Source organism: Niallia sp. WK069_GA_01 (genome assembly GCF_983173855.1).
The window spans coordinates 3423595-3448795 of the sequence record NZ_OZ470138.1 but is presented as its reverse complement, the minus strand read 5'-3'; the positions used below and the strand labels follow the sequence as shown (position 1 = coordinate 3448795).

At 37.1% G+C, this 25201-nt stretch carries 18 protein-coding genes and 1 pseudogene; 17 read left to right on the top strand and 2 right to left on the bottom strand.

The window, feature by feature from the left end; genetic code table 11:
- Window positions 1-299 precede the first annotated feature (299 nt).
- The 4 genes from AC5LWL_RS16300 to AC5LWL_RS16285 all read left to right on the top strand — a co-directional run bounded on the left by AC5LWL_RS16300 (window position 300) and on the right by AC5LWL_RS16285 (window position 5350).
- The gene (locus AC5LWL_RS16300; protein WP_493435295.1) at window positions 300-1355 is read left to right on the top strand and encodes a BMP family lipoprotein; all 1056 of its coding nucleotides are present in this window, start codon (window positions 300-302) and stop codon (window positions 1353-1355) included.
- 448 nt (window positions 1356-1803) lie between these two features.
- Window positions 1804-3339 (top strand): ABC transporter ATP-binding protein, encoded by a 1536-nt coding sequence (locus tag AC5LWL_RS16295; protein WP_493435294.1) that lies wholly within the window; start codon window positions 1804-1806, stop codon window positions 3337-3339.
- Window positions 3332-4390: an ABC transporter permease gene (locus AC5LWL_RS16290; RefSeq protein ID WP_493435293.1), complete on the top strand. Its 1059-nt coding sequence runs from the start codon at window positions 3332-3334 to the stop codon at window positions 4388-4390. The genes AC5LWL_RS16295 and AC5LWL_RS16290 overlap by 8 nt, the downstream gene beginning before the upstream one ends.
- On the top strand, window positions 4391-5350 hold the full coding sequence (locus tag AC5LWL_RS16285; protein WP_493435292.1) for an ABC transporter permease: 960 nt from the start codon (window positions 4391-4393) through the stop codon (window positions 5348-5350).
- A 762-nt stretch (window positions 5351-6112) separates the two neighbouring features.
- Here the strand turns inward: AC5LWL_RS16285 and AC5LWL_RS16280 are convergent.
- On the bottom strand, window positions 6113-7255 hold the full coding sequence (locus AC5LWL_RS16280; protein WP_493432573.1) for an IS110 family RNA-guided transposase: 1143 nt from the start codon (window positions 7253-7255) through the stop codon (window positions 6113-6115).
- Between the two features lie 1029 nt (window positions 7256-8284).
- On the opposite strand from AC5LWL_RS16280, the pseudogene AC5LWL_RS16275 reads away from it, so the two are divergent.
- The 8 genes and pseudogenes from AC5LWL_RS16275 to AC5LWL_RS16240 all read left to right on the top strand — a co-directional run bounded on the left by AC5LWL_RS16275 (window position 8285) and on the right by AC5LWL_RS16240 (window position 19061).
- Window positions 8285-9102, top strand: a pseudogene (locus AC5LWL_RS16275) (histidinol-phosphatase).
- A 533-nt stretch (window positions 9103-9635) separates the two neighbouring features.
- On the top strand, window positions 9636-10652 hold the full coding sequence (locus tag AC5LWL_RS16270; protein ID WP_493435291.1) for a LacI family DNA-binding transcriptional regulator: 1017 nt from the start codon (window positions 9636-9638) through the stop codon (window positions 10650-10652).
- Between the two features lie 210 nt (window positions 10653-10862).
- Window positions 10863-12131 (top strand): sugar ABC transporter substrate-binding protein, encoded by a 1269-nt coding sequence (locus tag AC5LWL_RS16265; protein WP_493435290.1) that lies wholly within the window; start codon window positions 10863-10865, stop codon window positions 12129-12131.
- Window positions 12132-12296: 165 nt separating this feature from the next.
- Window positions 12297-13400, top strand: a complete 1104-nt coding sequence (locus AC5LWL_RS16260) for an ABC transporter ATP-binding protein (protein ID WP_493435289.1) — start codon at window positions 12297-12299, stop codon at window positions 13398-13400.
- Between the two features lie 110 nt (window positions 13401-13510).
- On the top strand, window positions 13511-14854 hold the full coding sequence (locus tag AC5LWL_RS16255) for a carbohydrate ABC transporter permease (RefSeq protein WP_493435288.1): 1344 nt from the start codon (window positions 13511-13513) through the stop codon (window positions 14852-14854).
- On the top strand, window positions 14854-15690 hold the full coding sequence (locus tag AC5LWL_RS16250) for a sugar ABC transporter permease (protein ID WP_493435287.1): 837 nt from the start codon (window positions 14854-14856) through the stop codon (window positions 15688-15690). The genes AC5LWL_RS16255 and AC5LWL_RS16250 overlap by 1 nt, the downstream gene beginning before the upstream one ends.
- A 73-nt stretch (window positions 15691-15763) precedes the next feature.
- A complete protein-coding gene (locus AC5LWL_RS16245; protein WP_493435286.1) occupies window positions 15764-16594 on the top strand; it encodes a phosphorylase family protein in 831 nt (276 codons plus the stop codon).
- A gap of 157 nt (window positions 16595-16751) precedes the next feature.
- A complete protein-coding gene (locus AC5LWL_RS16240; protein WP_493435285.1) occupies window positions 16752-19061 on the top strand; it encodes a beta-glucosidase in 2310 nt (769 codons plus the stop codon).
- Between the two features lie 152 nt (window positions 19062-19213).
- Here AC5LWL_RS16240 and AC5LWL_RS16235 read toward each other — a convergent pair whose 3' ends face one another.
- A complete protein-coding gene (locus tag AC5LWL_RS16235; RefSeq protein ID WP_493436629.1) occupies window positions 19214-19978 on the bottom strand; it encodes an AraC family transcriptional regulator in 765 nt (254 codons plus the stop codon).
- A gap of 244 nt (window positions 19979-20222) precedes the next feature.
- Here AC5LWL_RS16235 and AC5LWL_RS16230 point away from each other — a divergent pair, with 244 nt between their 5' ends.
- The 5 genes from AC5LWL_RS16230 (at window position 20223) to AC5LWL_RS16210 (ending at window position 25006) form a co-directional block, all read left to right on the top strand.
- Window positions 20223-20981 carry a sugar phosphate isomerase/epimerase family protein gene (locus AC5LWL_RS16230; protein WP_493435284.1) on the top strand — a complete coding sequence of 253 codons (759 nt, stop codon included), beginning with the start codon at window positions 20223-20225 and terminating at the stop codon, window positions 20979-20981.
- A gap of 100 nt (window positions 20982-21081) precedes the next feature.
- Window positions 21082-22128 carry a Gfo/Idh/MocA family protein gene (locus AC5LWL_RS16225; protein ID WP_493435283.1) on the top strand — a complete coding sequence of 349 codons (1047 nt, stop codon included), beginning with the start codon at window positions 21082-21084 and terminating at the stop codon, window positions 22126-22128.
- Window positions 22125-23093: a sugar phosphate isomerase/epimerase family protein gene (locus AC5LWL_RS16220; RefSeq protein WP_493435282.1), complete on the top strand. Its 969-nt coding sequence runs from the start codon at window positions 22125-22127 to the stop codon at window positions 23091-23093. Before AC5LWL_RS16225 ends, AC5LWL_RS16220 begins: the two co-directional genes overlap by 4 nt.
- Before the next feature lie 30 nt (window positions 23094-23123).
- On the top strand, window positions 23124-24200 hold the full coding sequence (locus tag AC5LWL_RS16215; protein WP_493435281.1) for a Gfo/Idh/MocA family protein: 1077 nt from the start codon (window positions 23124-23126) through the stop codon (window positions 24198-24200).
- 83 nt (window positions 24201-24283) lie between these two features.
- Window positions 24284-25006 (top strand): ThuA domain-containing protein, encoded by a 723-nt coding sequence (locus AC5LWL_RS16210; RefSeq protein ID WP_493435280.1) that lies wholly within the window; start codon window positions 24284-24286, stop codon window positions 25004-25006.
- Window positions 25007-25201: the final 195 nt, after the last annotated feature.

Here is a 25201-nt window from a genome sequence, read left to right as displayed (position 1 = left end):
GGTTAAGCAATTTTTATGTTAATTTGATGTATAATTACTTCATTTTTTTATTAATTGCAGATACATTAACGGATTTTTCTTGATTATTAACATTATTCGTACAACTATTATTGTTAATTTTTTTAAAAAGGTTATAATAAAACTTTAGTGGAAAAAACGGCTGATTTTGTATCATACATATGTTTGAAATAACTAGTTTATTTTTCTACTGTTAGGAATTATGGAAGACATTTGGGGGAATTATAGTAAATGCATTTTTGCTCTTACTATAATATAAATAAAAAAAGGGGTAATTGATTTTGAAAAAACGTAAATTTGCTTTAGCGTTGTCACTAGTACTTGCTGCTGGGACCGTTTTAGGCGCATGTGGGAAAAAAGAAAATAATGAAGGATCATCGAATAAAGCTGCATTCAAAGTTGCGATGGTTACAGACCAAGGTGGAGTGGATGATAAATCTTTCAACCAATCGGCATGGGAAGGAATACAAGCATTCGGTAAAGCAAACGGATTAGAAAAAGGAAATGGTATTGACTACTTACAATCAGAATCAGATGCTGAGTATGCAACAAACTTAAACAGCTTAGTTCGTCAAAAAAATGATTTAGTATTCGGTATTGGATTTTTAATGGCTGGTCCAGTTGAGGAAATTGCAAAACAACAAACAGATGCGCATTTTGCTATTGTTGATTCTGTAGTCAATCAGCCAAATGTTGCAAGCATCACTTTTAAAGAACAAGAAGCTTCATTCCTGGCTGGTATTGCTGCAGGTAAAGCGACAAAATCAAATAAAATTGGTTTTATCGGCGGAATGGAAGGCGATATTGTTGGCCATTTTGAAGCAGGCTTTGTTGATGGTGTAAAAGCGATTAATCCAAATGCAAAAGTAGATGTACAATATGCTGCTAGTTTTGTTAAACCAGAAGTAGGTAAAACAATTGCGAGCAAAATGTATTCTACTGGTGTTGATGTAGTATTCCATGCTTCAGGCGGTACTGGTGCAGGGTTATTTACAGAAGCTCGTGAATTAAAAGAAAAAGATCCATCTAAATATATTTGGGCAATTGGTGTAGACTCTGATCAATCAAGTGAAGGACAAGTTGGAGATAATAATGTTGTGTTAACGTCTGCGTTAAAAGGTGTTTCTTTAGCTGTACAAGATGTGACACAAAAAGCAAAAGACGGAAACTTCCCAGGTGGACAATCTCTTGTTTATGGATTAAAAGAAAATGGTGTCGGCTTAGCTGAGATCAACGAACAAGTAGGAAAAAAAGCAGAAATTGATGCTGCTGTTAAAGAGTGGACAGATAAAATTAAAAACGGTGAGTACACTGTTCCTGATAAACCTGCTAAATAACAATTTTTATAGAGGTTTAAAAATTTTCCAATAGGCAGATTTTTGAATAAACAATTATTAGCGTAATAAATAGAACAGGGATAAGTGTTTTGCTTAGCAAACGCTTATTCCTATTTTTTTTAGAGATAGGATAAATTTTCTGAAGTCTAGCTCCAAATATCGCAACGAAAAGGTAAAAAAATATAATTTATTTGAAATGTGAAGTTTGTTTAGCTCCGACTTACAGGATGTACAAGTGCCGACGAAGACATAAGAATAAGGACATGGTGCACTTAGCAGGCCAGCACCTAGCCCCAGTGAGTATTTAAATTAAAAGTAAAGAACATTTTTTTGAGTCAGGAGAACATTTTTCTTCGGGGCTGAGCAAGGCATTTGTGTTTTTCTTATTAGGAACGAAAGGATATTTGATAGTGATTTGTTACTTTGGATTGGAAAAGGAGTGAAACGAATGGAGTATGTAATTGAGATGTTAAACATTCGCAAGGAATTTCCAGGGATTGTTGCGAATGACAATATAACGCTTCAAGTGAAAAAAGGCGAAATCCATGCGTTGCTTGGGGAAAATGGCGCAGGAAAATCTACGCTAATGAATGTGCTTTTTGGCTTATACCAGCCGGAAAAAGGGGAAATTCGTGCTCGAGGACAAAAAGTCAATATCTCGAATCCGAATATAGCCAATGATTTAGGGATTGGCATGGTGCATCAGCATTTTATGCTGATTGATACATTTTCTGTCACAGAAAATATTATCCTGGGAAAAGAGACGGTTCATAGAGGGAAAATTGATCTGAAAAAAGCGGAAAAAGAAGTGAAAGCCATTTCGGAAAAATACGGATTGGCAGTGGATCCCAAAGCAAAAATAGCCGATATCTCTGTAGGGATGCAGCAAAGGGTGGAAATACTAAAAACACTTTATCGTGGTGCAGAGATTTTAATCTTTGATGAGCCATCTGCTGTCTTAACTCCACAAGAGATAACCGAATTAATCGCTATTTTCAGAACCTTAATAAAAGAGGGGAAATCGATTATTTTGATTACCCATAAACTAAAAGAGATTATGGAAGTGTGCGACCGGGTGACTGTGATTCGCAAAGGGGTAGGAATTGGTACATATAATGTAGCGGAAACAAATCCAAATGAATTGGCTAATTTAATGGTCGGAAGAGAAGTGACCTTTAAAACGACGAAAAAAGAAGCCGAGCCAAAGGAAACGGTTTTGGCTATTAACGAGTTAACGGTAAAAGATGGACGAGGAGTAAAGGTGGTAAACGGGCTGAATCTTGAGGTGAGAGCGGGAGAAATTGTCGGAATCGCTGGTGTAGACGGCAATGGCCAATCGGAGTTAATCGAGGCTATCACTGGCTTAATGAAAAAAGACGGGGGAAGCATTACGTTAAATGGAAAAGAGTTAAGTGTCTTAACCCCTCGTAAAATCACGGAAAGCGGCGTAGGGCATATTCCACAGGACCGCCATAAGCATGGACTGGTTTTGGATTTTCCCATTGGTCAAAATATGGTCTTGCAAACCTATTACCAAAAACCGTTCTCACAAAAGGGTCTCTTAAATCAGAAAGAAATTGATAAACAGGCGAAAACATTAATAGAGGAATTTGATGTTCGAACACCTGGCATACATACGCTTGCCCGAGCTCTTTCTGGTGGAAATCAGCAGAAAGCCATTATTGGCAGGGAGGTAGACCGGAACCCTGATTTGTTGATTGCTGCACAGCCTACTCGTGGTCTGGATGTAGGAGCTATTGAATTTATTCATAAACGTTTAATCGAACAGCGCGATAAAGGAAAAGCCGTGTTGCTTCTCTCCTTTGAGCTGGAAGAAATATTAAATGTAAGTGACAGAATTGCCGTTCTATTTGAAGGGGAAATTATTGCGATCGTCCATCCAAAAGAAACAACGGAACAAGAATTAGGATTGTTGATGGCAGGATCGAATGAAACTAAAGTAGGTGTGGAGAAGAATGTCTAATACAATAAAGAAAATGAGCATTCCGGTAATCTCTGTTTTACTCGGAATTTTAGTAGGAACCATTATTATGCTGCTGACGGGCTATAGCCCAGTTGATGCATACACCGCTTTATGGAACGGTGCATTCGGAGAAGTGTACTTTACAGGAGAAGTGGTTCGCCAAATTACCCCTCTAATTCTTGCCGGGTTAGCAGTAGCCTTTGCCTTTCGAACAGGGCTGTTTAATATTGGGGTGGAAGGTCAATTAATTGTAGGCTGGCTTGCAGCTGTTTGGGTGGGGGTCGCTTTTGATTTACCGAAGGTCATTCATTTGCCCCTTGCTATTTTAGCCGCTGTTGCGGCAGGTGCATTATGGGCATTTATTCCTGGATTCTTAAAAGCCCGTTTTCGAGTGCATGAAGTAATTGTCAGCATTATGATGAACTACATCGCGTTGTATGTCACCAATTATTTGATTCGGTATGTTATTACGGAAAAAGCAGATCGTACAGAAAATGTACCGGCATCGGCGAGTCTGCGGTCTGATTTCTTAAGCTCGATTACGGATCATTCCCGCCTGCATTGGGGCATTTTCATTGCATTAATCTGCGTGTTTATTATGTGGTTGATTTTGGAAAAAACAACCAAAGGATACGAATTAAAAGCAGTTGGCTTTAATCAGCATGCCTCTCAGTATGCTGGCATGAATGTTAATCGCAATATTATTCTATCCATGGTTATTTCCGGTGCCTTCGCCGGCCTTGCGGGAGCAATGGAAGGATTGGGGACATTTGGATATGTCAGTACAAAGGGTGGATTTACTGGCGTCGGTTTTGATGGAATTGCGGTCGCTCTTCTTGGTGCAAACGCGCCAATCGGCATTGTTTTATCCGCTGTATTATTTGGGTTTCTAAAAGTAGGAGCATTAAATATGCCTCTTGAAGCAGGGGTGCCAAATGAGATGGTCGATATCATCATTGCCCTGATTGTGTTTTTTGTTGCTTCTAGTTATATGATCCGCTTATTTTTAGAGAAAATAAGTAAAAATAAAAGCAAAAAGGGGGAGAAGTAAATGGGATTAATGGATGTTTTGTTGATTGTCATTCCTTCTTCGCTATTATGGGCTGCACCACTGATTTTCACGGCGTTAGGCGGGAATTTTTCAGAACGGGCTGGCGTGGTGAATATTGGATTAGAAGGATTAATGATAATGGGGGCTTTTTCCTCGATTGTGTTTAATTTAACGTTTGCCGACAGCCTAGGAGCATGGACGCCTTGGATTGCCTTGCTTGTCGCGATGGCAGTTGGCGCGCTGTTTTCTGTTTTACATGCGGTCGCTTCGATTACATTTCGTGCCGACCAAACGGTTTCTGGTGTAGCCATCAACTTGTTGGCAGCAGGACTTGCGATGTTTTTAGTGAAATTGATTTATGGAAAAGGACAGACAGGCACGATTCAGTACAGCTTTAAAAAAGTGGATATTCCCGTGTTAAAGGATATCCCCGTTATCGGCGAGTTGTTTTTTACAAATACGTATTGGACATCCTATTTGGCTATTCTTGTCGCAATTATCGCGTGGTTTGTAATGTATAAAACCCCATTTGGACTACGTTTGCGTTCTGTGGGAGAGCATCCGATGGCAGCAGATACAATGGGCATCAATGTAACAAAAATGCGGTATATTGGGGTCATTCTTTCCGGCGCTCTTGGCGGAATTGGCGGGGGAGTATTTGCCCAATCGATAACAAATGATTTTACCCATGCAACAATCAGCGGACAAGGGTTTATGGCGCTTGCAGCATTGATTTTTGGAAAATGGAATCCATTAGGTGCAATGGGAGCGGCTCTTTTCTTTGGATTCGCCCAAAGCTTAAGTATTGTCGGCGGAAGCTTCCCATTGTTAGAAAATGTACCAAACGTGTATTTATTAATTGCACCATATGTATTAACGATTATTGCGTTAACCGGCTTTATTGGACGTGCTGACGCTCCAAAAGCTTCTGGTGTACCTTATATTAAAGGCAATAGATAATATAAAGGAAGCTGGGATATAAGTATTCCAGCCGAAGATAAGCCCAAACCATGATACGAGATGTGTATCATGGTTTGGGTTTTTTATTCATGTAAAAAAGAAGGTTTGTAGTAATCACCCGCAGCCTGCATACACTTCGCTTACCGTGAGGCTCGGCTTTAGCCACTTCGGTCCTTGGCCTGCAGGGACTCAGCTTCCTCCCCGCGGAAAACGAGTGTTTGTAGCACAATGGAACAACATAGTTTTTATACTTAACTACTCAAACTTCGCACCATCAAATTCGTTTGCAAGTTTTAAGATTACTCGGTTTAGATCAATAAAATGGGAGGCTTGTTTTTTAAAAGGTGAGAAAGTATATATTTTTTGAAATGTGAAGGCTGTCTAGCTTCGCCGTACAGGATGTACAAGTGCCGGCGAAGCCATAAGGACGTGGCGTATTTAGCCGGTCAGCGCCTAGCCCTAGTGAGTATTGCCTCCAGCCTCTAAAAGTAAAAAACACTTTTTGAGTCTGGAGAACATTTTTCTTCGGGGCTAAACAAGGCGCTTGCGCTTTTTCTGTGAAAATAAAACGGGCGAGTGGCTATTCTGGGTATCTGTATAATACAGTAACGTGTTCTATTTGATAGGGCGGGTACAGGATTTTGGTGTAAAGAAAATCTTGAAGCGTGGACTTCTAGAAAAAAGACAATAGTAAAGAAAGGGTGTGACCTCAATTTTTTAAAAAAATCACAACCTTAATAGAGTATTGTAATGGAAGGTCGTCTAACCAGCTAGACGTGGTTCAGAGAAGTGTTGCTTATTAATAAATAGGGTATATATAATTCTTAAAACTTTATGTGCAATAGCCTGTAAAGCTTTTTTCTTTCCTCTTCTTGCAGATAGAGACCAAAAAACATTTGACATTGAGGTATTTTTCGACCTTGATATAGCCCAAGCAACCTCACAAAGAGCAGCTTTTATATGTGGGTTTCCTTGAACGCTTTTGGAACTTTTCTTTTTACCAGCACTTTCATTATTGCCAGGTGATACACCAGCCCAAGAAGCTAAATGTCTTGATGAAGGGAATTGGCTCATATCTGTTCCGATTTCCGCAATAATAACAGCAGCTGTGTGTTCCTTTATACCTGGGATAGATAAAAGTATTTCTTTTTCTTCTTGATAGGAATGAAGCAGGGTATCTATCCTATTTTCAAGTTCTTGAATGGAAGTTTCCAAATACATGATATGATTCCAAGAGCTTTTAATCATAAACATTTGATGTTCATTTAATGTTCCGAAAAGAGAATCGGAAATGGTATCAGCCTTCTTGCGGAGAGAATGATGGATATTGGCATCAACATCAGCCTTATCAAGGTATCCATTATCGACTAACTGTTTCAAAAGTTTACGTCCAGAAACCCCAAAGATATCAGAAATAACTGAACCAAGCTTTATGTTTGAACATTCGAGGACCTTTGAAATTCTATTTTTTTCAGCTGTTAAGTTACCAACCCATTTCTTGCGTAAACGGTTCAAATCTCTTAATTCCCGAAGATCTTGGGAAGGGACAAAGCTTTTTTCAATCAATCCATGACGAAGAAGCTTGGCAATCCATTCTGCATCTGAAACATCGGTCTTACGACCAGGAACGTTTTTAATACGTTGGGCATTGGCCACAGTAATATCGAAATATCCTTCAAGGATGTTGTATACCGGCTTCCAATAGATTCCGGTACTTTCCAGAGCAATGTGTGTAATTTGTTTTTCTTCTAACCACTTTAATAAATCAAATAAACTTTTGGTTAAAGTGGAAAAAGTCTTGGTTTCTTTTTGAATGGATTCATTATTAGTGCCAGTTAGGGCACAAACTACAATCTCTTTTTGATGAACATCCATTCCGGCACAATGGGTTAATAAAATGTCCAAATAAAACAACCTCCAAAGTAGTGTCTATGGAAAGTGGAATAAGCTTGGTCAAACAGCATTTTTCTGTACGTGATCATCCTCAAAAATTGAAGAGTCAACAAAGGGGTGTACACAAGGCAAATTCCAAACAGTTTCTTATACAGGGTCGAACCACCACAAAAGCGCACGTAAAGATTACTTCCCATAGCATTAATCAGTATGGAAAAATGGACAAAAAAGTAAAACCCCGGCTTAGAAAAAATTTTCATGCCGGGGTGTGAGTGTGAAATCATGTGTGTTTCTTATGGGGTTGCTTTCGGGGTTATGCTTGAGCCTCCTCGGCGTTGCCTTGCGGGGTCTCAGCCTTCCCACCCTCCGTTACAAGCAACCTGTTTTAGAATCAGTTCATGTCTTCGAATTTCATGACAAGGTATGATTGCTAAACACTAGTAGCGTTGATTTTTTATGTTATTATTCAACGTTGTTCTCCCAACATGTGAACTTTTAGTCTATTTCTATAATATGGGTGTTTTCACCAGTTCAACGACAACAACTAATGGATCAAAACGGCTTGATTGGAGTGAAAGGTGCGAGACTCCTGTGGGATTAGCGGGTTAGATGAGACCCCGCAGGCGCTTGCGCTGAGGAGGCTCATCGCACGCCCCACGGAAAGCGAGCATCCTGAAACGAGAATCTTGCCCCTATTTATAAGGAATAATGGTTGTAGGATTAATCAATCCCTCTTTTCTAATTGTTATAAACCAAATTATAGGAATGAGTGAAGAAGAATTTATAACTGCAAAGTTTGAGTTAACTCTATTAAAAAACATAAATAACCAGTATAGGGAAGTAACCATTTACGTGCTAAATTAGAGAATGTTCGTCTTTACCTATTATCTATTTAGTTATGTCTCAGCCTCATTTTTTTATACTGAAAATTCTCGTGGATGGAAAAAGTACAATGCAGCTGGAGAGAAACCATAAAAAATATTACTGGTATTTTTGGATCTACTGTAGTATTTTTTAACAATACAATAAGGAGGGGAATATATGAGTAAGAACATTATATTTGACTTGCATACACATCATATAGATGCGGTCATGCAACTGGAAAGATTGAGGATTATATAAAGGCAGCAATCGATAAGGGTCTTCATTATATCGGCATTTCTGATCATTCACCGCTTTTTTACAGTGATAAAGATCAAATGTGGCCAACATATGCAATGGCCAAAAGTGAACTAGGAAATTATGTAAAGGAAGTTACGGAGCTTAAAGAAGCTTACAAAGACAAAATTCATGTATTGCTCAGCATGGAAAGCGATTATATTCCAGAGCATTTCGAATTATACAAAAAAAACTATCAAAACTATTCTTTTGATTATTTAATAGGTTCCGTTCATTTTGTAGATGGAGTAAGTATATTTGATCGGATGCAATGGGATGGTTTAAATGAAGAAGGGCGCATTAATCTAAAAGATAACTATTACAAGCTTATTCAAGAATCAGCTAGATGTGGGCTATTTCAAGTACTTGCCCACATAGATGCGATGAAAGGATATTACCCAGAATTTACGAAGATTGACACACCCATCATTGATGAAACACTTAAAGTTATTGGTGAAGAAGGTGTCGCAATTGAGGTTAATACATCTGGTAAAACGAAAGACTGTGGAGGGTGGTATCCTTCAAACGAAATTTTAGAACGTGCCTTATATTATGACGTGGATATCTCCTTTGGATCAGATGCCCATACATATGAGCGTATTGGAGAAGATTATTTTGAAGTTCAGAAGCAGTTAAAGGAAATCGGTTTTAAAGAAATGGTTTTTTACGTAGAAAAGAAAAGACAGATCGTCACATTATAATAAAGAAAAGTTGAACTAATAACTTGTGACATAATGAATAAGAAAAGGGAAACGATAAGCTTTATCGGAGTCCAAAAATTAAGAAAAAAATTAGTTAGCGTATTATTAAAAAAGATGTCAGGTTTTATGACAAAAGTATAGACTTATAGGAACTATTAATTTAATATTAAGAAAAGTTACTGTTTCCACTATAGACATAGGATAAACATTCTTGTAGTAAGTAAAGTACTATCTTGGAGAAAAACGTTTTTCCAAAAATAACAGGAAGAATTTCTTCAAAGCAAAGGTAGAAACTATAATAGAAAAAACGTTTTTCTTAAAACCGGGATATTGTTATTGGAAAAATCACAGATACAATCTTTTAAACACAGAAAAACGTTTTTCTAGACAGGACAAGCAAAGAACATAAAAAAAACGTTTTTCTATTTCTGGAAAAACGTTTCTGTAGTAAAGCAAGGTATTTCTTTCTTTTAAAAAGAAAAACGTTTTTCTAAACTGTAGCAATGCTAGCTAAACCGGTAAAGGGTGAGAATATGAAAATAACAATCAAAGATGTGGCAAGGAAAGCGAATGTGTCCATTTCTACTGTTTCAAATGTTATTAACAAAAGCAAAAGAGTAAGTCCAGAGGTAACGGAAAGAGTATTAAAGGTAGTGAATGAGTTTGGGTTTAGTCCTAATGTGATTGCACGCAGTCTGATTAAGAAAGAAACTTTGTCCATTGGTGTGCTAATTCCAGGTATTGAAAATACATTTACATCTAATTTTGTGAGAGTTATTGAAAAAGAACTTTTTAAACATAACTATTCGACCTTACTTTGCAATACGGAGCTTGATGTGGATATTGAACTGCATTATTTAAAATTGATGAAAGAAAAGTATGTAGATGGAGTGGTACTGCTAACTTCTACTTTGAAGCAAGTGCATATCGATTTTTTTGAGGAAAATTCTATTCCAGTTATATTAGCAAGCCTAACCGACAAGAATGGCAGATTTTCCTCCGTTAATATTGATGACTATCAGGCAGGTTATGATGCTGCCCAGTATTTAATTAAATTAGGACATCAGAAAATTGCATGGTTCGGTGGAGATATAAAACATGATCATTCTGTTCTAAGGTTTGAAGGATATAAACAAGCACTTGCTGATTATGAAGTTGTCTATGAAGAAAATGTCTCTTTTAATGAAGAGTATCAAATTAAATCAGGTTACGAGAGAGGAATGGAAATTTTTAGGAAGGAAAATCGTCCTACTGCAGTATTCTGTATCAGCGATGTTCTTGCTATAGGGGCCATTCAAGCAGCGGAGGAATGCGGACTTCGAGTTCCAGCGGATATTTCGATCATGGGATTTGATGATATTCCAATTGCCGGTGCTTATAGACCTGGAATAACAACCGTTCGACAACCGGTTTATGATTTGGGAGTTCAAGCAGCTCAAATGCTGTTACAACAAATTAAGAAGAAAAAAGGCTATAAAAAAGAGGCGAGAATTCTTCCGCATGAAATAATAATTCGGGGCAGTTGTAAAGAGATTAAAAACATAAAATAAAGGATGACAAGTCATTCTTTTTTCTCTTTATTTTGAAGATTCAAAATAAAGAGAAATCTTTTTAAAGAAAAACGTTTTTCTTTAAATAATAAGAAGTTAGTTTCTAACAAAGCGAAGAAATTTAAAAGGAGGTGTTCGTTAAAGTTTATCTATCGGTATGAACTATTTATTGTCCATTAGACCTGAAAAAAATTAAAGGAGTAGGATAGAATGAAAAAAATATTAAAAATATCATCAATTACAATGATCATTATGCTTTTACTTGTGGCTTGTAGTAAACCTAATTCATCTGATCAACCTGGGGAAAATACAATTGATGGAAATGGTACAGCAACACCAACCGAATTAAAGCCAGAGCCTGGTGCAGAATTGCTTTTTTGGACGATGAAAGATCCATTGGTTGAGTCTGCAGTGAAAGAATTTGAAGAGAAATACAACATAAAAGTAAATGTGGAAGAAGTACAAACCTGGGATACTGCTGACCGAGTGAAAACAGATGGCCCTGCAGGGATAGCAGCTGACGTAATTGGCATGGTATCCGACAATTTAGGAGCAACTGTGGACTCGGGCGTTGTGGTCCCTAACGATTATTTTGAAAAAGATACAAAAGACCACAGTAGTAAAGTGGCGTTAGATGCTTCTTCTTATAAAGGAGTACTTTATGGTTATCCGCGAGATGTTTATACTTATTCGCTATACGTTAATAAAGATTTGGTGAAAGATGCAAAATTAGAAACATGGGATGATATTAAAGCTTTTGCAAAGAAATATAATAACGTTTCAAAAAATCAGTTTGGATTTATGTATGATGCAAAAAATTGGTACTTTAATTCTTCCTTTATTTTAGGATATGATGGGTATATTTTTGGGGAAAATGGCACAGACGTAAATGATATTGGTATCAATAGTGCTGGTGCAGTTAAGGGGATGGAATTCTATCATTCTCTAAAAGAAATCTTACCACTTAAATTGCAAGATATCAGTAACGATGTCAGATTACATCTATGGGAACAGGGGAAATTAGCGATAAACATGGATGCTACTTGGAATCTTGGTCCTAATAAAAAAATGCCATTTGAGGTGGAAGTTCTTCCGTTGCCAGAGATGTCGGATGGCAAAACACCAGTAGCTCTAGTAGGTAGTACAGGATACTATGTGACTTCATATACGAAATATCCAAATGCTTCAAGGCTATTTGCGAACTTTCTTACTTCCAAGGAGAAACTAGGAGAACTTTATGAATCCACAGGAAGAATTCCAGCACTTGATGGATTTGAGAATGAGGAAAAGTATAAAGATGATCAAATGTTACAGGGATTCCTAACTCAAATTAAGAATGGTGCTGCATTACCAAATGTTCCGGAAATGCATTCCTATTCACAAGCAATGGAATTGGCTACTCAAAATATTTGGGATAATGATGCTGCAATAAAAAAGGCGTTGGATAACGCAGCAGAAGATATTAAGACAAGTAAGTAAATTAAATGATATTCATTCAATTAAACGAGGTACGTAGCTTTAGCCGTGTAACAGCAATTTATTTTTAATAAATCATTAAATAGTTTGTGAACTAGCCATAAGTTGGCGTGGAAAATGTCAACTTATGGTGACCTCACTATTTATCATTAATGGGGGATATAGACCATGGTAAGATTGCGTTTTGAACATGTGAAGAAAAAATATAAAAATGATGCATATACAGTGAAGGATTTTCATTTAGAAGTGAAAGATAAAGAGTTTTTAGTACTTGTAGGTCCTTCTGGTTGTGGCAAGTCAACAACCCTTCGAATGATAGCCGGGTTGGAAGATATAACGGAAGGAAACTTTTATATTGGGGATAAACTAGTGAATGATCTTGCCCCAAAAGATCGTGATATTGCGATGGTTTTTCAAAATTATGCCTTATATCCTCATATGACTGTATTTGAGAATATGGCGTTTAGCTTAAAACTGCGAAAAGTGCCAAAGAAAGAAATTGAAAAGCAAGTACAGGAAGCAGCGAAAATCTTAGATTTAGACCATCTTTTAAAACGCAAGCCTAAAGCTCTTTCAGGTGGACAAAGGCAGCGGGTTGCTTTAGGACGAGCTATCGTTCGGAATCCACAAGTATTCTTAATGGATGAGCCTTTATCCAATTTAGATGCTAAGCTTCGTGTGCAAATGCGTTCAGAAATAAGCAAGCTGCATAAGCGTTTGGAAACGACATTTGTGTATGTGACACATGACCAAACGGAAGCAATGACTATGGGAGATAGAATTGTTGTTATGTATAACGGAGAAATACAACAAGTAGCAACACCAACTGACATATATGATTTTCCTGTTAATAAATATGTTGCAGGGTTTATAGGATCACCTGCAATGAATTTTATAGAAGGAACAATTATAGAAGAGAGCACGAATCTTTATTTTAGTACACAGGGAGTCAAGGTCCAAGTTTCTAAAAAAGATGACTACATCCTTCGCTCGAAAGGATATGTTGGCCAAGAAGTGATCCTAGGAATCAGACCTGAAGACTTCTATATGGAAGCGATGAATATAGATACTTATGAAGAGTTATCAGCAGAAATTGAAGTAGTGGAAAATATGGGATCAGAGCTGTATTTATATCTTAAAAATAACGCTATTCCTCTAACTGCAAAGGTGAAAAACAAAGGAGAATACAGCAGTGGTGATCATATCACATTGGCCATTGATATGAATAAATGCCATTACTTCGATAAGAAAACGGAAGAAGCAATAAGGTAAAGAAAGCACTCTGTCTATTCAATTAAAATAATTCGGGGGTTTTTAAAACTCATATTCTATTAAGACATAACAGTACTTTTCTAATTTAGAAAAACAGGAGTTGAATCTTCATGATTGAAAATGTAATTAAGTTTACCAAACTATCGAATAACTCCTATAGAAGGAATGCATCGATTTTATCCATTTTAATGATGGGACTAGGTCAAGTTTATAATAAACAGTATATAAAAGGGATCTTTCTTCTTGCTATTCATGCCTTTAGTCTATATACAGCCATATATCGTCTTCCGTATACACTATGGGGTTTAATAACCCTGGGAGAAAAAGAGATGCATCTAGAAAAAGTAGGAGGAATTTATCAAAGTGTAATGGGAGACCACTCCATTTTGTTAATGGTTGAAGGCCTTATTACACTCTTTATTTGTTGTATTATCGTATGTATATATATTCTAAATATTAAAGATGCGTATAAAGTAGGAAAAAGTCGGGAAGAGGGAATAAGGCCTAATACGTTTGTTCAAACAATAAGATATATAACAGAATATAGATTTCCACAAATTATCTTATCGGTTCCTATGCTTGGTGTATTTTTCTTTACTGTATTGCCAATCATTTTTATGATTTTACTCGCATTTACCAATTATACAAGAGAAAATATGCCGCCAGCTCATTTGGTTGATTGGCAGGGGTTTAAGACATTTCTCGATATCTTTAAAATAAAGGCATGGAGTCATACATTCTATGGTGTGATGATCTGGACGTTTATATGGGCTGTTTTTGCGACGCTTTTTCCTTTCATCGGTGGGTTTGGGATTGCGTTGTTAGTTCAGAAAAAGGTAATTAAGTTTAAAAAGGTGTGGCGTACCATTTTTATCCTTCCGTTTGCTATTCCTATGTTTGTATCTGTACTTATTTTCCGAAATATGTTTAATGGACAATTTGGTCCTATTAATCAGTATTTAGGGTATCTTGGTATTACAAAAGTACCTTGGTTAACAGATGTTATGTGGGCAAAGTTTACGGTTGTGCTAGTCAATTTTTGGTTGACCTTTCCAATCAGCATGTTAATGATTATAGGGATTTTGTCGACTATTTCAGCAGAATTATATGAAGCAGCAGATATAGATGGTGCAAATGGATTTCAAAAACTTCGTTTAATTACGTATCCTATCGTTATGAAAACAATGGCTCCTTTACTTGTTGTTACCTTTGCTCAGAATATCAATAATTTCAACGTTATTTATTTGTTAACAAATGGAAATCCGGCAATTGGAGAGTATAAGTTTGCAGGGGGAACAGATATCTTACTAACATGGCTTTACAAACTTTCCATGGAGCAGGGGCAATATAATTTTGCTTCCGTTATAGGGATCTTTATTTTTATAACACTATCAATTTTTACTATTTATAGAATAAAGAAAACAAAATCGTTTAAAGAGGAGGATATACACTGATGAATAAAACGAAATCATTTCTAAATATCTCTTTTAGCTATTTAACGTTAATCATCGTTGCTGTCATTTGTATTTATCCTGCCTTATGGGTAATATTATCTTCTTTTCGTCCAGGAACTTCATTGTTCAGTGAAACTTTGATTCCTACTCATTTTACGTTTGATCACTATGTAACACTTTTTAAACAATATCCATTTGGACAGTGGTATTACAATACAATTAAAATTTCGTTAATAAGCACATTTTTCGGAACCCTTTTTACATTGATAACAGGGTATATATTTTCCGTTTTTCGTTTTAGTGGTAGGAAAAACTTAATGAATACTCTGCTTGTTTTACACGTGTTTCCCGGTTTTATGAGTATGATTGCTATCTATATATTGCTTAGCCAGATGAATCTTTTGAATACTCATACTGCACTCATATGTGTTTATGTGGCAGGAGCACCGCTTTGGTTTTTATTCTCGAAAACTTATTTTGACACAATGCCCAAAAGTGTTATTGAAGCTGCCAGAATAGATGGAGCAGGTCACTTAAGGATTTTCGCTCAAATTATTTTGCCAATGTCAAAACCATTAATTGTATTTACTTCCCTTATGACATTTAATACAGCATTTACGGATTTTATTTTTTCAAAGCTCATTTTACGTTCACCTGAACAAAAAACGCTTGCTGTTGGTTTGTTTGATATGATTAATGATAAAGTTGCAGGTCAGCTTCCCTTCACATTATTTGCAGCAGGCTGTGTTATGGTTGCCTTGCCTGTAACGTTATTGTTTGTGTTTATGCAGCGATACTTGATAGACGGGCTAACAGCAGGAGCGGATAAAGGATAAAAAATAAATTCAATACTGGATGGCTAAAACGGCGCTAGCCACATCACATCAAATAAAGGAGGGAAAAGGATTAATGATGAAGGATAGTAAAAACTATAAGAAGCATACTACCAAAATTGCAATTATTGGGGGAACATATCTTAAAAGTGCTATGTTGGATTCCGGTTTCCTTGAAGAAAAGTCTTTTATTATCGAGACTCCTGTAGGTAGATCACCTGAAATATGGAATGGAAATTCGAAAAACATACCATTTTATTATGTTCATGATCATGGAAGTGGCAAGTTTGTAGAGACTTGGGCTGCGCTCTATCAATTGGGAGTGAAGGAAGTGATTGGGGGGGCGACTGCAGGTGGCATTAATCCAACAATGAAAACTCGTGATTTTGTTGTTCCTAATGATTTTATTGATTTTAATTACGAGCGTCCACGCGCACTTCCAGACGCTATCTTTAATGATGATGGGTTAATTTTGCCGCGATATACACCTGCAACTGAACCGTATCTTGACGAAATACTTCTTAGTGAGACAAAGAGGCGCTTGGATATGGATAGTGCTTTAGCTGATATTCATGTACATAAGGGCGGGGTTGTGGTACAGGCAGCGGGAGGCCGCTTTGAAACACCTGCTGAGATTAGGATGTTCCAGCAAATGGGCGGTGATTTAGTAACAATGTGTATTGGCACCGAAATAGCTTATGCAAGAATGGCAGGCATAAATTATTCCTGCTTAGTAATTATATCTAATCCAGCTGAAGGGTTGGGTGACTGGAAGTTTGATAGTTTGTTAGACATTTATCAGACTTTGAACACGGTGTCTCTAGACATTTTAGTTTCAGCATTACCTCATATTGCAAATTTGGAAGGGAAGTCCCGAATAGGCGATGAGTTGCGTATCCATCCCTAATAATGATAAGGAGAATTAACGGAGAGTGATTTTTCAAAAGAAAAACGTTTTTCTTGTTTGGATAACACTGGTCAAATTTCAATTTCTCCCCTTTATCAAGTTAAAAGGGTGAATATTAGAAGAAATGGTTGCAACATTTCTAATTTGGAGGATTATTATGCAGCGAGATATAAAAAAAATCATTTCACAAATGACTTTAGAAGAGAAAGCGAGTTTATGCTCTGGATTGGATTTTTGGAAATTGAAGGGGATTGAGCGATTAGGGATTCCTTCTATTATGGTAACAGATGGTCCACATGGACTTAGAAAGCAAAAAGAAGGAGCGGATCATTTAGGGTTATTTGATAGTGTACCAGCAACATGTTTCCCATCTGCAGTTGGACTTGCAAGTTCATGGAACAGAAAGTTAATAGAAAAAGTCGGGATAGCTCTAGGAGAGGAAGCACAAGCCGAGGATGTAGCAGTCCTTCTTGGACCAGGAGTAAATATAAAACGCTCTCCTCTATGCGGAAGAAACTTTGAATATTTTTCAGAAGATCCGTATCTATCATCTGAAATGGCGGCAAATCATATTAAAGGTGTTCAAAGTCAGGGCGTTGGAACTTCTCTGAAACACTTTGCTGTGAATAATCAAGAGCATCGACGAATGTCAACCGATGCAGTTGTAGACGAAAGAACGCTGCGGGAGATTTATTTGGCTAGTTTTGAAGGAGCTGTTAAGCAGTCTCAGCCATGGACGGTTATGTCGGCATATAATAAGGTAAATGGAACATTCGCTTCGGAAAATAAAACATTATTAAATGATATTTTGAAAGAGGAATGGGACTTTGAAGGATTTGTTATTTCCGATTGGGGAGCTGTTAATGAGCTTGTTGACGGAATAGCTGCTGGTTTGGAGCTTGAAATGCCTTCAAGTGGCGGAATTGGTGAACAAAAGATTGTAGAGTCTGTAAATAGCGGCAAGCTACCGGAAGAAAAATTGGATCTTGCTGTAGAGAGAGTGCTGCGAATTATATTTAGAGCAATGGATCATAAAAAAGAAGATGCAGTCTACGATTCAGAAGCACACCACGTACTTGCGCGGGAAGCTGCAAAAGAATGTATGGTGCTGTTAAAAAATGAAGATTGCATTCTACCGTTGAAAAAAGAAGGCACTGTAGCTGTGATTGGAGAATTTGCCAAAAAACCAAGATTTCAAGGGGGCGGAAGCTCTAATATAAAGCCAACAAAGCTAGAAAATATTCTAGATGAAATTCATATTATTGCTGGCGATAATATGAATGTATTATATGCGGATGGCTATAACCTTAAAAATGATGCTATTGATGAAGACAAAATTAATGAGGCAAAAGAAACTGCAGCTAAAGCAGATAAAGTGATTCTATTTGTTGGGCTGCCAGATCGCTACGAATCGGAAGGGTATGACCGAGAACATTTGCGTATGCCTGAAAATCATCGTCAATTGATTGAATCGTTAGCTCAAGTCAATCGCAATATTATTATTGTTTTAAGTAATGGTTCTCCTATTGAAATGCCTTGGCTCCCGAATGTAAAGGGAGTACTTGAAGGTTATTTGGGTGGTCAAGCACTCGGAGGCGCCATTGCTGAGTTGCTATTTGGAGAAGCAAATCCAAGTGGGAAATTAGCGGAAACTTTCCCTAAGCAATTAAGTGATAATCCATCTTATCTCTATTTTCCTGGTGAAGGAGACCAAGTGGAATATAGAGAAGGCATTTTTATCGGCTACCGATACTATGATACAAAAGAAGTAGAACCATTATTTCCATTCGGTTATGGACTAAGCTATACAAGCTTTGAGTATAGTAATCTATCAATAAGCAATAAAGAAATTCAGGATACAGATTCAGTAACAGTTAGGTTAAAGGTGAAAAATATTGGTGACAAAGCTGGTAAAGAAGTCGTGCAGCTTTATGTAAAAGATGTAGAAAGTAATGTTATTAGACCTGAAAAAGAGCTGAAAGGTTTTGAAAAAATAGAACTTCAGCCAGGGCAGGAAAAACTAGTTACTTTTGCATTAGATAAACGTTCTTTTGCTTACTATCATGCTGGAATAAAAGATTGGCATGTGGAAACGGGAGAGTTTGATATACTGATCGGTAAATCGTCTAGAGATATTATTCTTAAAGATAAAATCCATGTTCAATCGACAAGCTCTATAAGGAATCCAATCCACCGAAATTCCCTTGTTGGAGATTTACTTGCAGATCCGGGATTTGCACCATTAACACAAAAGTTTCTAGCGAAAGCAAATGAAAATAATCCGTTAGCAGCAGAAGTAGATGATGAAAGCGAAAATGCTGAAATGATGGCTTCCTTAAATAAATATTTGCCTTTGCGTGCATTAGTTAGTTTTAGCGCAGGTTATTTTACAGAAGAAATGCTAGAAGATATGATCATGCAATTAAATGAAGTATTAAAGAAAGAAAAGAATTTAATTGCCAAATAAATAAAGCCATAAGGGGAGGGGGGGGAAAACCTTCACCCTCCATTTTTTTTAGTTCTATCAGTAAGAAAAAGAGAGTGATGCTATGAAGCCATGGTCGACTGCCCATGGCTTTAATTAATGAAGAGAATGGAAAAAAATTTAATTGCTACCTACTACTCCATCTTCCGATATACCCCAGGTGAAACCCCATATTTTTTCTTAAAAACTTTATGAAAGTAAGGATAAACACCAAATCCGCAGTTTTCTGCAATTTGTTCAAGGGTTAATGTTGTGTACTTCATCTGATTAATGGAGGCGGAGAGTCTGATTTCCTGAGCATATTCGATCATTGTCTTTCCAAAACTGCTTTTAAACAAATGAACAGACCGAGAAACACTTAAGCCAACATGTTTTGCAACATCCTCAATTACCAGTCCTTTCATTGCATTTTCTTCTATGTATCGCATCATCTGAGTAACGGTATAGGGGCGATTAAAGGAAGGAGAAGTTTCATTGATTGTCCGCTCTAACGTAACACAAAGTGCCTGCAGTAAATAGCTGGAAAGTTCGGTGTTTTTATCAGAAGCTAGTCGCCTTTCTTCCTTATTTATATGGTTCCATAAATCTAACAAATTTTTATCTATATTAATCTTAGAAAAAGTTGGCTTTGGTGAGCGATTCCACCATTCTTTTATCCAATCTCCATCACATAACATATGATAGTCTCCGCTTTTTTGATATCCTTCTATCCGAATCTCATACAAATCACCTGGTTTCACTAATACAAGATCACCTTTTTTGACTTCTTTATGGATTCCATTTACTGTGATTTCTGATTTACCTTCTGTTTGCAAGCGAAAAAGAAAATTAGGATAGCCGGTTTCGTATTGATCAAAGTATGGCGTTATATGATAAGAGTAGCCACAAAATTTAATCATATTTTCCACTTTTATCCTCCTTTAAGAAATAGCAAAATAGTATATGTTTTTAATTATATCATTTATGTTCAAATGAACGGAGATAATATAAGATGTAATCAGATAAGTTATATGTTCCTTCTTAAAGAAAATAAGATGAAAAGGAATAGGCGAACATGGTTTATATCTCCTCAAATTACATAATTTATTTTGTTATTTTCTTAAGGGTAAAATCATATCAATGAAATGGATAGGAGGATATCTGATGAAAAAAATTCCTATTGCCGTGCAAATGTATTCTTTGCGAAAGGAAAGTGCACAAGATTTTGCTGGAACATTGCAAGGAGTAGCGGATCTTGGATTTGATGGAGTGGAACTCGCTGGTTACGGTGGGAATACATCTAAAAAAGTAAGCGCTTTACTAAAAAGTTTTGGTCTTCAAGCTGCTGCAAGTCATGTACCCCTTAACGAATTGCAAAAGAAGCTGCCACAAGTAATAGAAGATCAGCACATTCTAGGAAGCAAGTATATTGTCTGTCCATATCTTCTTCCAGAATATCGGAAGGAAAAAGATTACAAAGAACTTATTTCCTTTTTAAATATTGCTGGTGAACAGTGCAAAAAGGAAGGAATTACCCTTTGTTATCATAACCATGATTTTGAACTTACACCCCTTTCTAATGGAAGAAAGGCACTGGAAACAATTTTTGACAGCACGAATGAAAACAATGTGCAAGCAGAATTGGATGTATATTGGTTGGCAAAAACAGGGGAAAATCCGGTAGCTTGGCTAAACCGCTATAAAAATAGAACCCCGCTTATTCATTTAAAGGATATGACAACAGATGAAGAACAGTTTTTTACAGAGCTTGGAACAGGCGGCATTGATATTGAATCAATATTAAATGTTGGAGAAGATACAGGAGTTAAATGGTGGATTGTGGAGCAGGATGAAAGCCGGCTTACCCCAATTGAAAGCATCAGTATTAGCATGAATTACTTAAGAAAAAGATTACAATTCTAGAAAATTAGTAGATTTGAAAGCTGGTTATCCAAAAAGTTAAGCGCTTTCTTAGTTGAAAATTTTTTAGGGAATACCCCAAAAAATTTTAGGAGGAAATAAAATGAGTACATTAAAAATCGCAGTAATTGGTTGTGGAAGCATTGCAAAATACCGTCATATTCCTGAATACAATGCTAATAAAGCTGTAGAAATTGTGGCAGTTTGCGATATTGTAGCAGAGCGTGCGGAAGAAATGGCTGCAAAATATGGTGCAAAAGCTTTTACAGATTATAAAGAGATATTGGAGTTAGAAGAAGTGGATGCCATCAGTGTTTGTCTGCCAAACTACCTTCATGCACCTATCTCGATTGATGGATTAAACGCTGGAAAACATGTGCTTTGTGAGAAGCCGATGGCCACATCAGAAGAAGAAGCAGAGAATATGATTGAAGCTGCTAAGGCAAATAATAAATTTTTAATGATTGGTCATAATCAGCGTTTTGTATCTTCCCATCAAAAAGCAAAAGTGATTATCGAAAGCGGCAAGCTTGGAAAAGTATACAGTTTTAAAACAACCTTTGGTCATGGTGGTCCAGAAGCTTGGAGTGCTGACGGTAAAGATAGCTGGTTTTTTAAGAAAGATCAAGCATTTATCGGTGCAATGGGGGATTTAGGTGTTCACAAAGCTGATTTAATGCGTTATTTATTAGGAGAATTCTCAGAGGTTGGTGCATTTATAGAATCAAATGCAAAAGAAAACTCAAATGTGGATGACAATGCTGTTTGCGTGTTACGAACAGAAAACGGGGTTATAGGAACACTTGCAGCAAGCTGGGCATACGTGGCAGGATATGGTGATAATTCTACGATTATATATGGAGAAAATGGTACGCTTCGTTTGGAAGATGATCCACAATTTTCATTAATAGAAGAATATCGCAACGGAGAAGTAATAAAGCATCAATTGGATAAAATTCAAACGAATGAGGAGGCTGGTCAAACTACTTCACATGTCATTGATCATTTTGTAGAAAGCATATTAGAGAATAAACAACCACTTATTACGGGAGAAGAAGGAAAGAAATCACTGCAAATCATTTTAGGAGCCATTCAATCACAAGAAACAAAACAAATTGTGTCATTAAAGCAGGAGGTGCCAGTGCAATGAGATTAGGTGTATTTACCGTATTATTTGGAAGCAAATCGTTTGAAGAAATGCTGGATCATGTGAAAGCTGCAGGGCTTGATGCAGTAGAAATCGGCACAGGCGGATATCCAGGAAATGCACATTGTCCCCTTGATGTGTTGTTAGAAGATGAACAAAAACGCAAGGATTATTTAGAAGCAGTAACGTCGCGCGGTTTAACAATCAGTGCATTCAGCTGCCATGGAAATCCAATTTCACCAGATAAGGAGTTTGCACAAGATTCTGACGCAACATTACGTAAAACAATAAAATTAGCCTCTCTTCTTGGTGTTCCTGTTGTAAATGCCTTTTCCGGTACGGCAGGCGATAGTGAAGAAGCAAAACAGCCGAATTGGCCAGTAGTAGCTTGGCCGACAGAATATAGCGATATTTTACACTGGCAATGGGAAAATAAATTGATTCCATATTGGAAAGAAATTGGGGAGCTTGCACAAGAGCATAACGTAAAAATCGGCTTGGAATTGCATGGTGGATTCCTTGTTCATACACCATATACGATGCTGAAACTTCGCGAAGCAACATGTGATGCGATTGGAGCAAACTTGGATCCAAGTCATATGTGGTGGCAAGGAATCGATCCAGTTGCTGCGATTAAAATCCTTGGAAAAGCCGGTGCCATACATCATTTTCATGCGAAAGACACCTATATCGACCAAGATAATGTAAATATGTACGGATTGACTGATATGCAGCCATATGGTGATTTGAAAACACGTGCCTGGACATTCCGAAGTGTTGGATGTGGACACAGCATGCAGGAATGGTCTGATATGATGAGTGCCCTTCGTTTATATAATTATGATTATGTTGTCAGCATTGAACATGAAGATGCACTTATGTCAACAGAAGAAGGCTTTAAACGAGCAGTAAAAAACCTGAATGATGTCTTAATCCGTGAATCTAATACGGATATGTGGTGGGCGTAATAGAAGAAACACGGAAGGGAGAAGAAGAGGATGAGCAAAATTTATCATTTAGTGATTGTTGGATACGGCGGCATGGGCAGCTACCATGCTAAACTGTTGAAAGATGTGGAGAATATTAAGGTATATGGTACATTTGATATTCAAGAAGAAAAACAGGCAGCTTCATTAGCAGATGGCTATAAAGCATATGATAGCTTATCTTCTGTATTATCAGATGATGAAGTGGATTTTGTACTTATTGCGACACCAAATGATGTGCATAAAGATATAGCAATTGCAGCGCTTCAAGCGAAGAAACATGTTATCTGTGAAAAGCCTGTAACGATAAACAGCACTGATTTAAAAGAAATCATGTATGCAGCAAACGTCAACGATTGTCAATTTATTGTGCATCAAAATCGCAGATGGGACGAAGATTTTCTTACGATTAAGAAGATATATGATGAGAATATAATTGGGAATATGTTTCATATTGAATCAAGAGTGCAAGGAGCAAATGGCATTCCAGGAGATTGGCGCCATCTTAAGGCACAAGGTGGAGGAATGCTGCTTGATTGGGGTGTTCACTTACTAGATCAATTGCTGTTTATGGTAGATAGCAAGATAACGAGTGTTTATTCTAATTTAAGCTTTGTATTAGGGGATGAAGTGGATGATGGATTTCAATCCATCATTACTTTTGAAAATGGAGCAACGGCATTAATAGAAGTTGGTACAACCAACTTTATTCAACTGCCTAGATGGTATGTGAAGGGGACCGCAGGAACAGCGATTATTGATGATTGGAATTTGAATGGAAAAATTGTTACACAAAATTTTGGGATAGAAGTAGAAGCACCTAAACCAATACAAGCCGGTAAAGGCTTGACGAAAACAATGGCCCCGCCATCTGAAGCAGCAATTAGTACATCTCCATTGCCAAATGTTCATTCAACAATGGAGAGCTTTTACAGCAATGTGGTTTCCGTTATAGAAGGAAAAGCAGAACCAATTGTAAAGAATGAAGAAGTTTTACGTGTATTACAGTTGATTGAAACCATATTTATAGCAGCAGAAAGAAATGAGATAATAAAAGACTTTGATCATTCTCTTACTGTTTCCGAATAAATGCTATTAGTGCGTCTGTTATGTCAGGTAGAATGCCTGTATTTTAAAAAAATCGTGCATGAATAAAGGGGAGAATCGCTGAAATGATAACAGTTTGGAATGAAAATCGTCATGAAAAAAAGAATCCGTTAGTTGCTGATATTTATCCGAATGGCATACATGGGGCCATTGCTGCTTTTTTAAAAGAAGCAGGGTATAACACAAACACTGCTACATTAGATGAGCCTGAACATGGTTTGACAGAAGAAGTATTAAACAACACCGAAGTATTAATCTGGTGGGGGCATCTTGCTCACCACGAAGTAGATGATCAAATTGTTGAAAAAGTGAAACAAAGAGTACTAGATGGAATGGGATTAATTGTCCTTCACTCTGCACATTTTTCGAAAATCTTCAAAACATTAATGGGAACGAGCTGCGACTTAAAATGGCGAGAAGCGGATGATAAAGAGCGATTATGGGTTTTAGCACCAAATCATGCGATTGTCGATGGTATTGGGGAATATATTGAACTAGAAAAAGAAGAAATGTATGGAGAACATTTTGATATTCCAGCTCCAGATGAATTGATTTTTACAAGTTGGTTTGAAGGTGGAGAAGTATTCCGCAGCGGATGTACTTATGCAAGAGGAAATGGAAAGATATTTTATTTCCGACCGGGGCATGAAACATATCCTACTTATTATCATGCTGATATTCAACGAGTTATTACAAATGCAGTAAAATGGGCGATGCCAGTAAATCACACCCGCCCTGTATATGGAAATGCACAACCCCTTGAAAAAATCACTGTAAAAGCAAATTAATAGGACGAGGCTGAGACATAAGTATCCCAGCCGAAGATAAACCCGAATAATGATACGAAGATGTAAAAAATATTTCGTATCATTGTTTGGGTTTTTTATTTATGTAAAAAAGAAGGTGGTGGTAATCACCCGTAGCCTGCATACACTTCGCTTTCCGTGGGGCGTGCGATGAGCCTCCTCGGCGCAAGCGCCTGC

Bases quoted from the DNA above. Each gene is read 5' to 3' on its own strand.
- AC5LWL_RS16295 (WP_493435294.1), top strand. From the start codon at position 1,804: ATGGAGTATGTAATTGAGATGTTAAACATTCGCAAGGAATTTCCAGGG.
- AC5LWL_RS16290 (WP_493435293.1), top strand. From the start codon at position 3,332: ATGTCTAATACAATAAAGAAAATGAGCATTCCGGTAATCTCTGTTTTA.
- AC5LWL_RS16285 (WP_493435292.1), top strand. From the start codon at position 4,391: ATGGGATTAATGGATGTTTTGTTGATTGTCATTCCTTCTTCGCTATTA.
- AC5LWL_RS16270 (WP_493435291.1), top strand. From the start codon at position 9,636: ATGAAAATAACAATCAAAGATGTGGCAAGGAAAGCGAATGTGTCCATT.
- AC5LWL_RS16265 (WP_493435290.1), top strand. From the start codon at position 10,863: ATGAAAAAAATATTAAAAATATCATCAATTACAATGATCATTATGCTT.
- AC5LWL_RS16260 (WP_493435289.1), top strand. From the start codon at position 12,297: ATGGTAAGATTGCGTTTTGAACATGTGAAGAAAAAATATAAAAATGAT.
- AC5LWL_RS16255 (WP_493435288.1), top strand. From the start codon at position 13,511: ATGATTGAAAATGTAATTAAGTTTACCAAACTATCGAATAACTCCTAT.
- AC5LWL_RS16250 (WP_493435287.1), top strand. From the start codon at position 14,854: ATGAATAAAACGAAATCATTTCTAAATATCTCTTTTAGCTATTTAACG.
- AC5LWL_RS16245 (WP_493435286.1), top strand. From the start codon at position 15,764: ATGATGAAGGATAGTAAAAACTATAAGAAGCATACTACCAAAATTGCA.
- AC5LWL_RS16240 (WP_493435285.1), top strand. From the start codon at position 16,752: ATGCAGCGAGATATAAAAAAAATCATTTCACAAATGACTTTAGAAGAG.
- AC5LWL_RS16235 (WP_493436629.1), bottom strand. From the start codon at position 19,978: ATGATTAAATTTTGTGGCTACTCTTATCATATAACGCCATACTTTGAT.
- AC5LWL_RS16230 (WP_493435284.1), top strand. From the start codon at position 20,223: ATGAAAAAAATTCCTATTGCCGTGCAAATGTATTCTTTGCGAAAGGAA.
- AC5LWL_RS16225 (WP_493435283.1), top strand. From the start codon at position 21,082: ATGAGTACATTAAAAATCGCAGTAATTGGTTGTGGAAGCATTGCAAAA.
- AC5LWL_RS16220 (WP_493435282.1), top strand. From the start codon at position 22,125: ATGAGATTAGGTGTATTTACCGTATTATTTGGAAGCAAATCGTTTGAA.
- AC5LWL_RS16215 (WP_493435281.1), top strand. From the start codon at position 23,124: ATGAGCAAAATTTATCATTTAGTGATTGTTGGATACGGCGGCATGGGC.
- AC5LWL_RS16210 (WP_493435280.1), top strand. From the start codon at position 24,284: ATGATAACAGTTTGGAATGAAAATCGTCATGAAAAAAAGAATCCGTTA.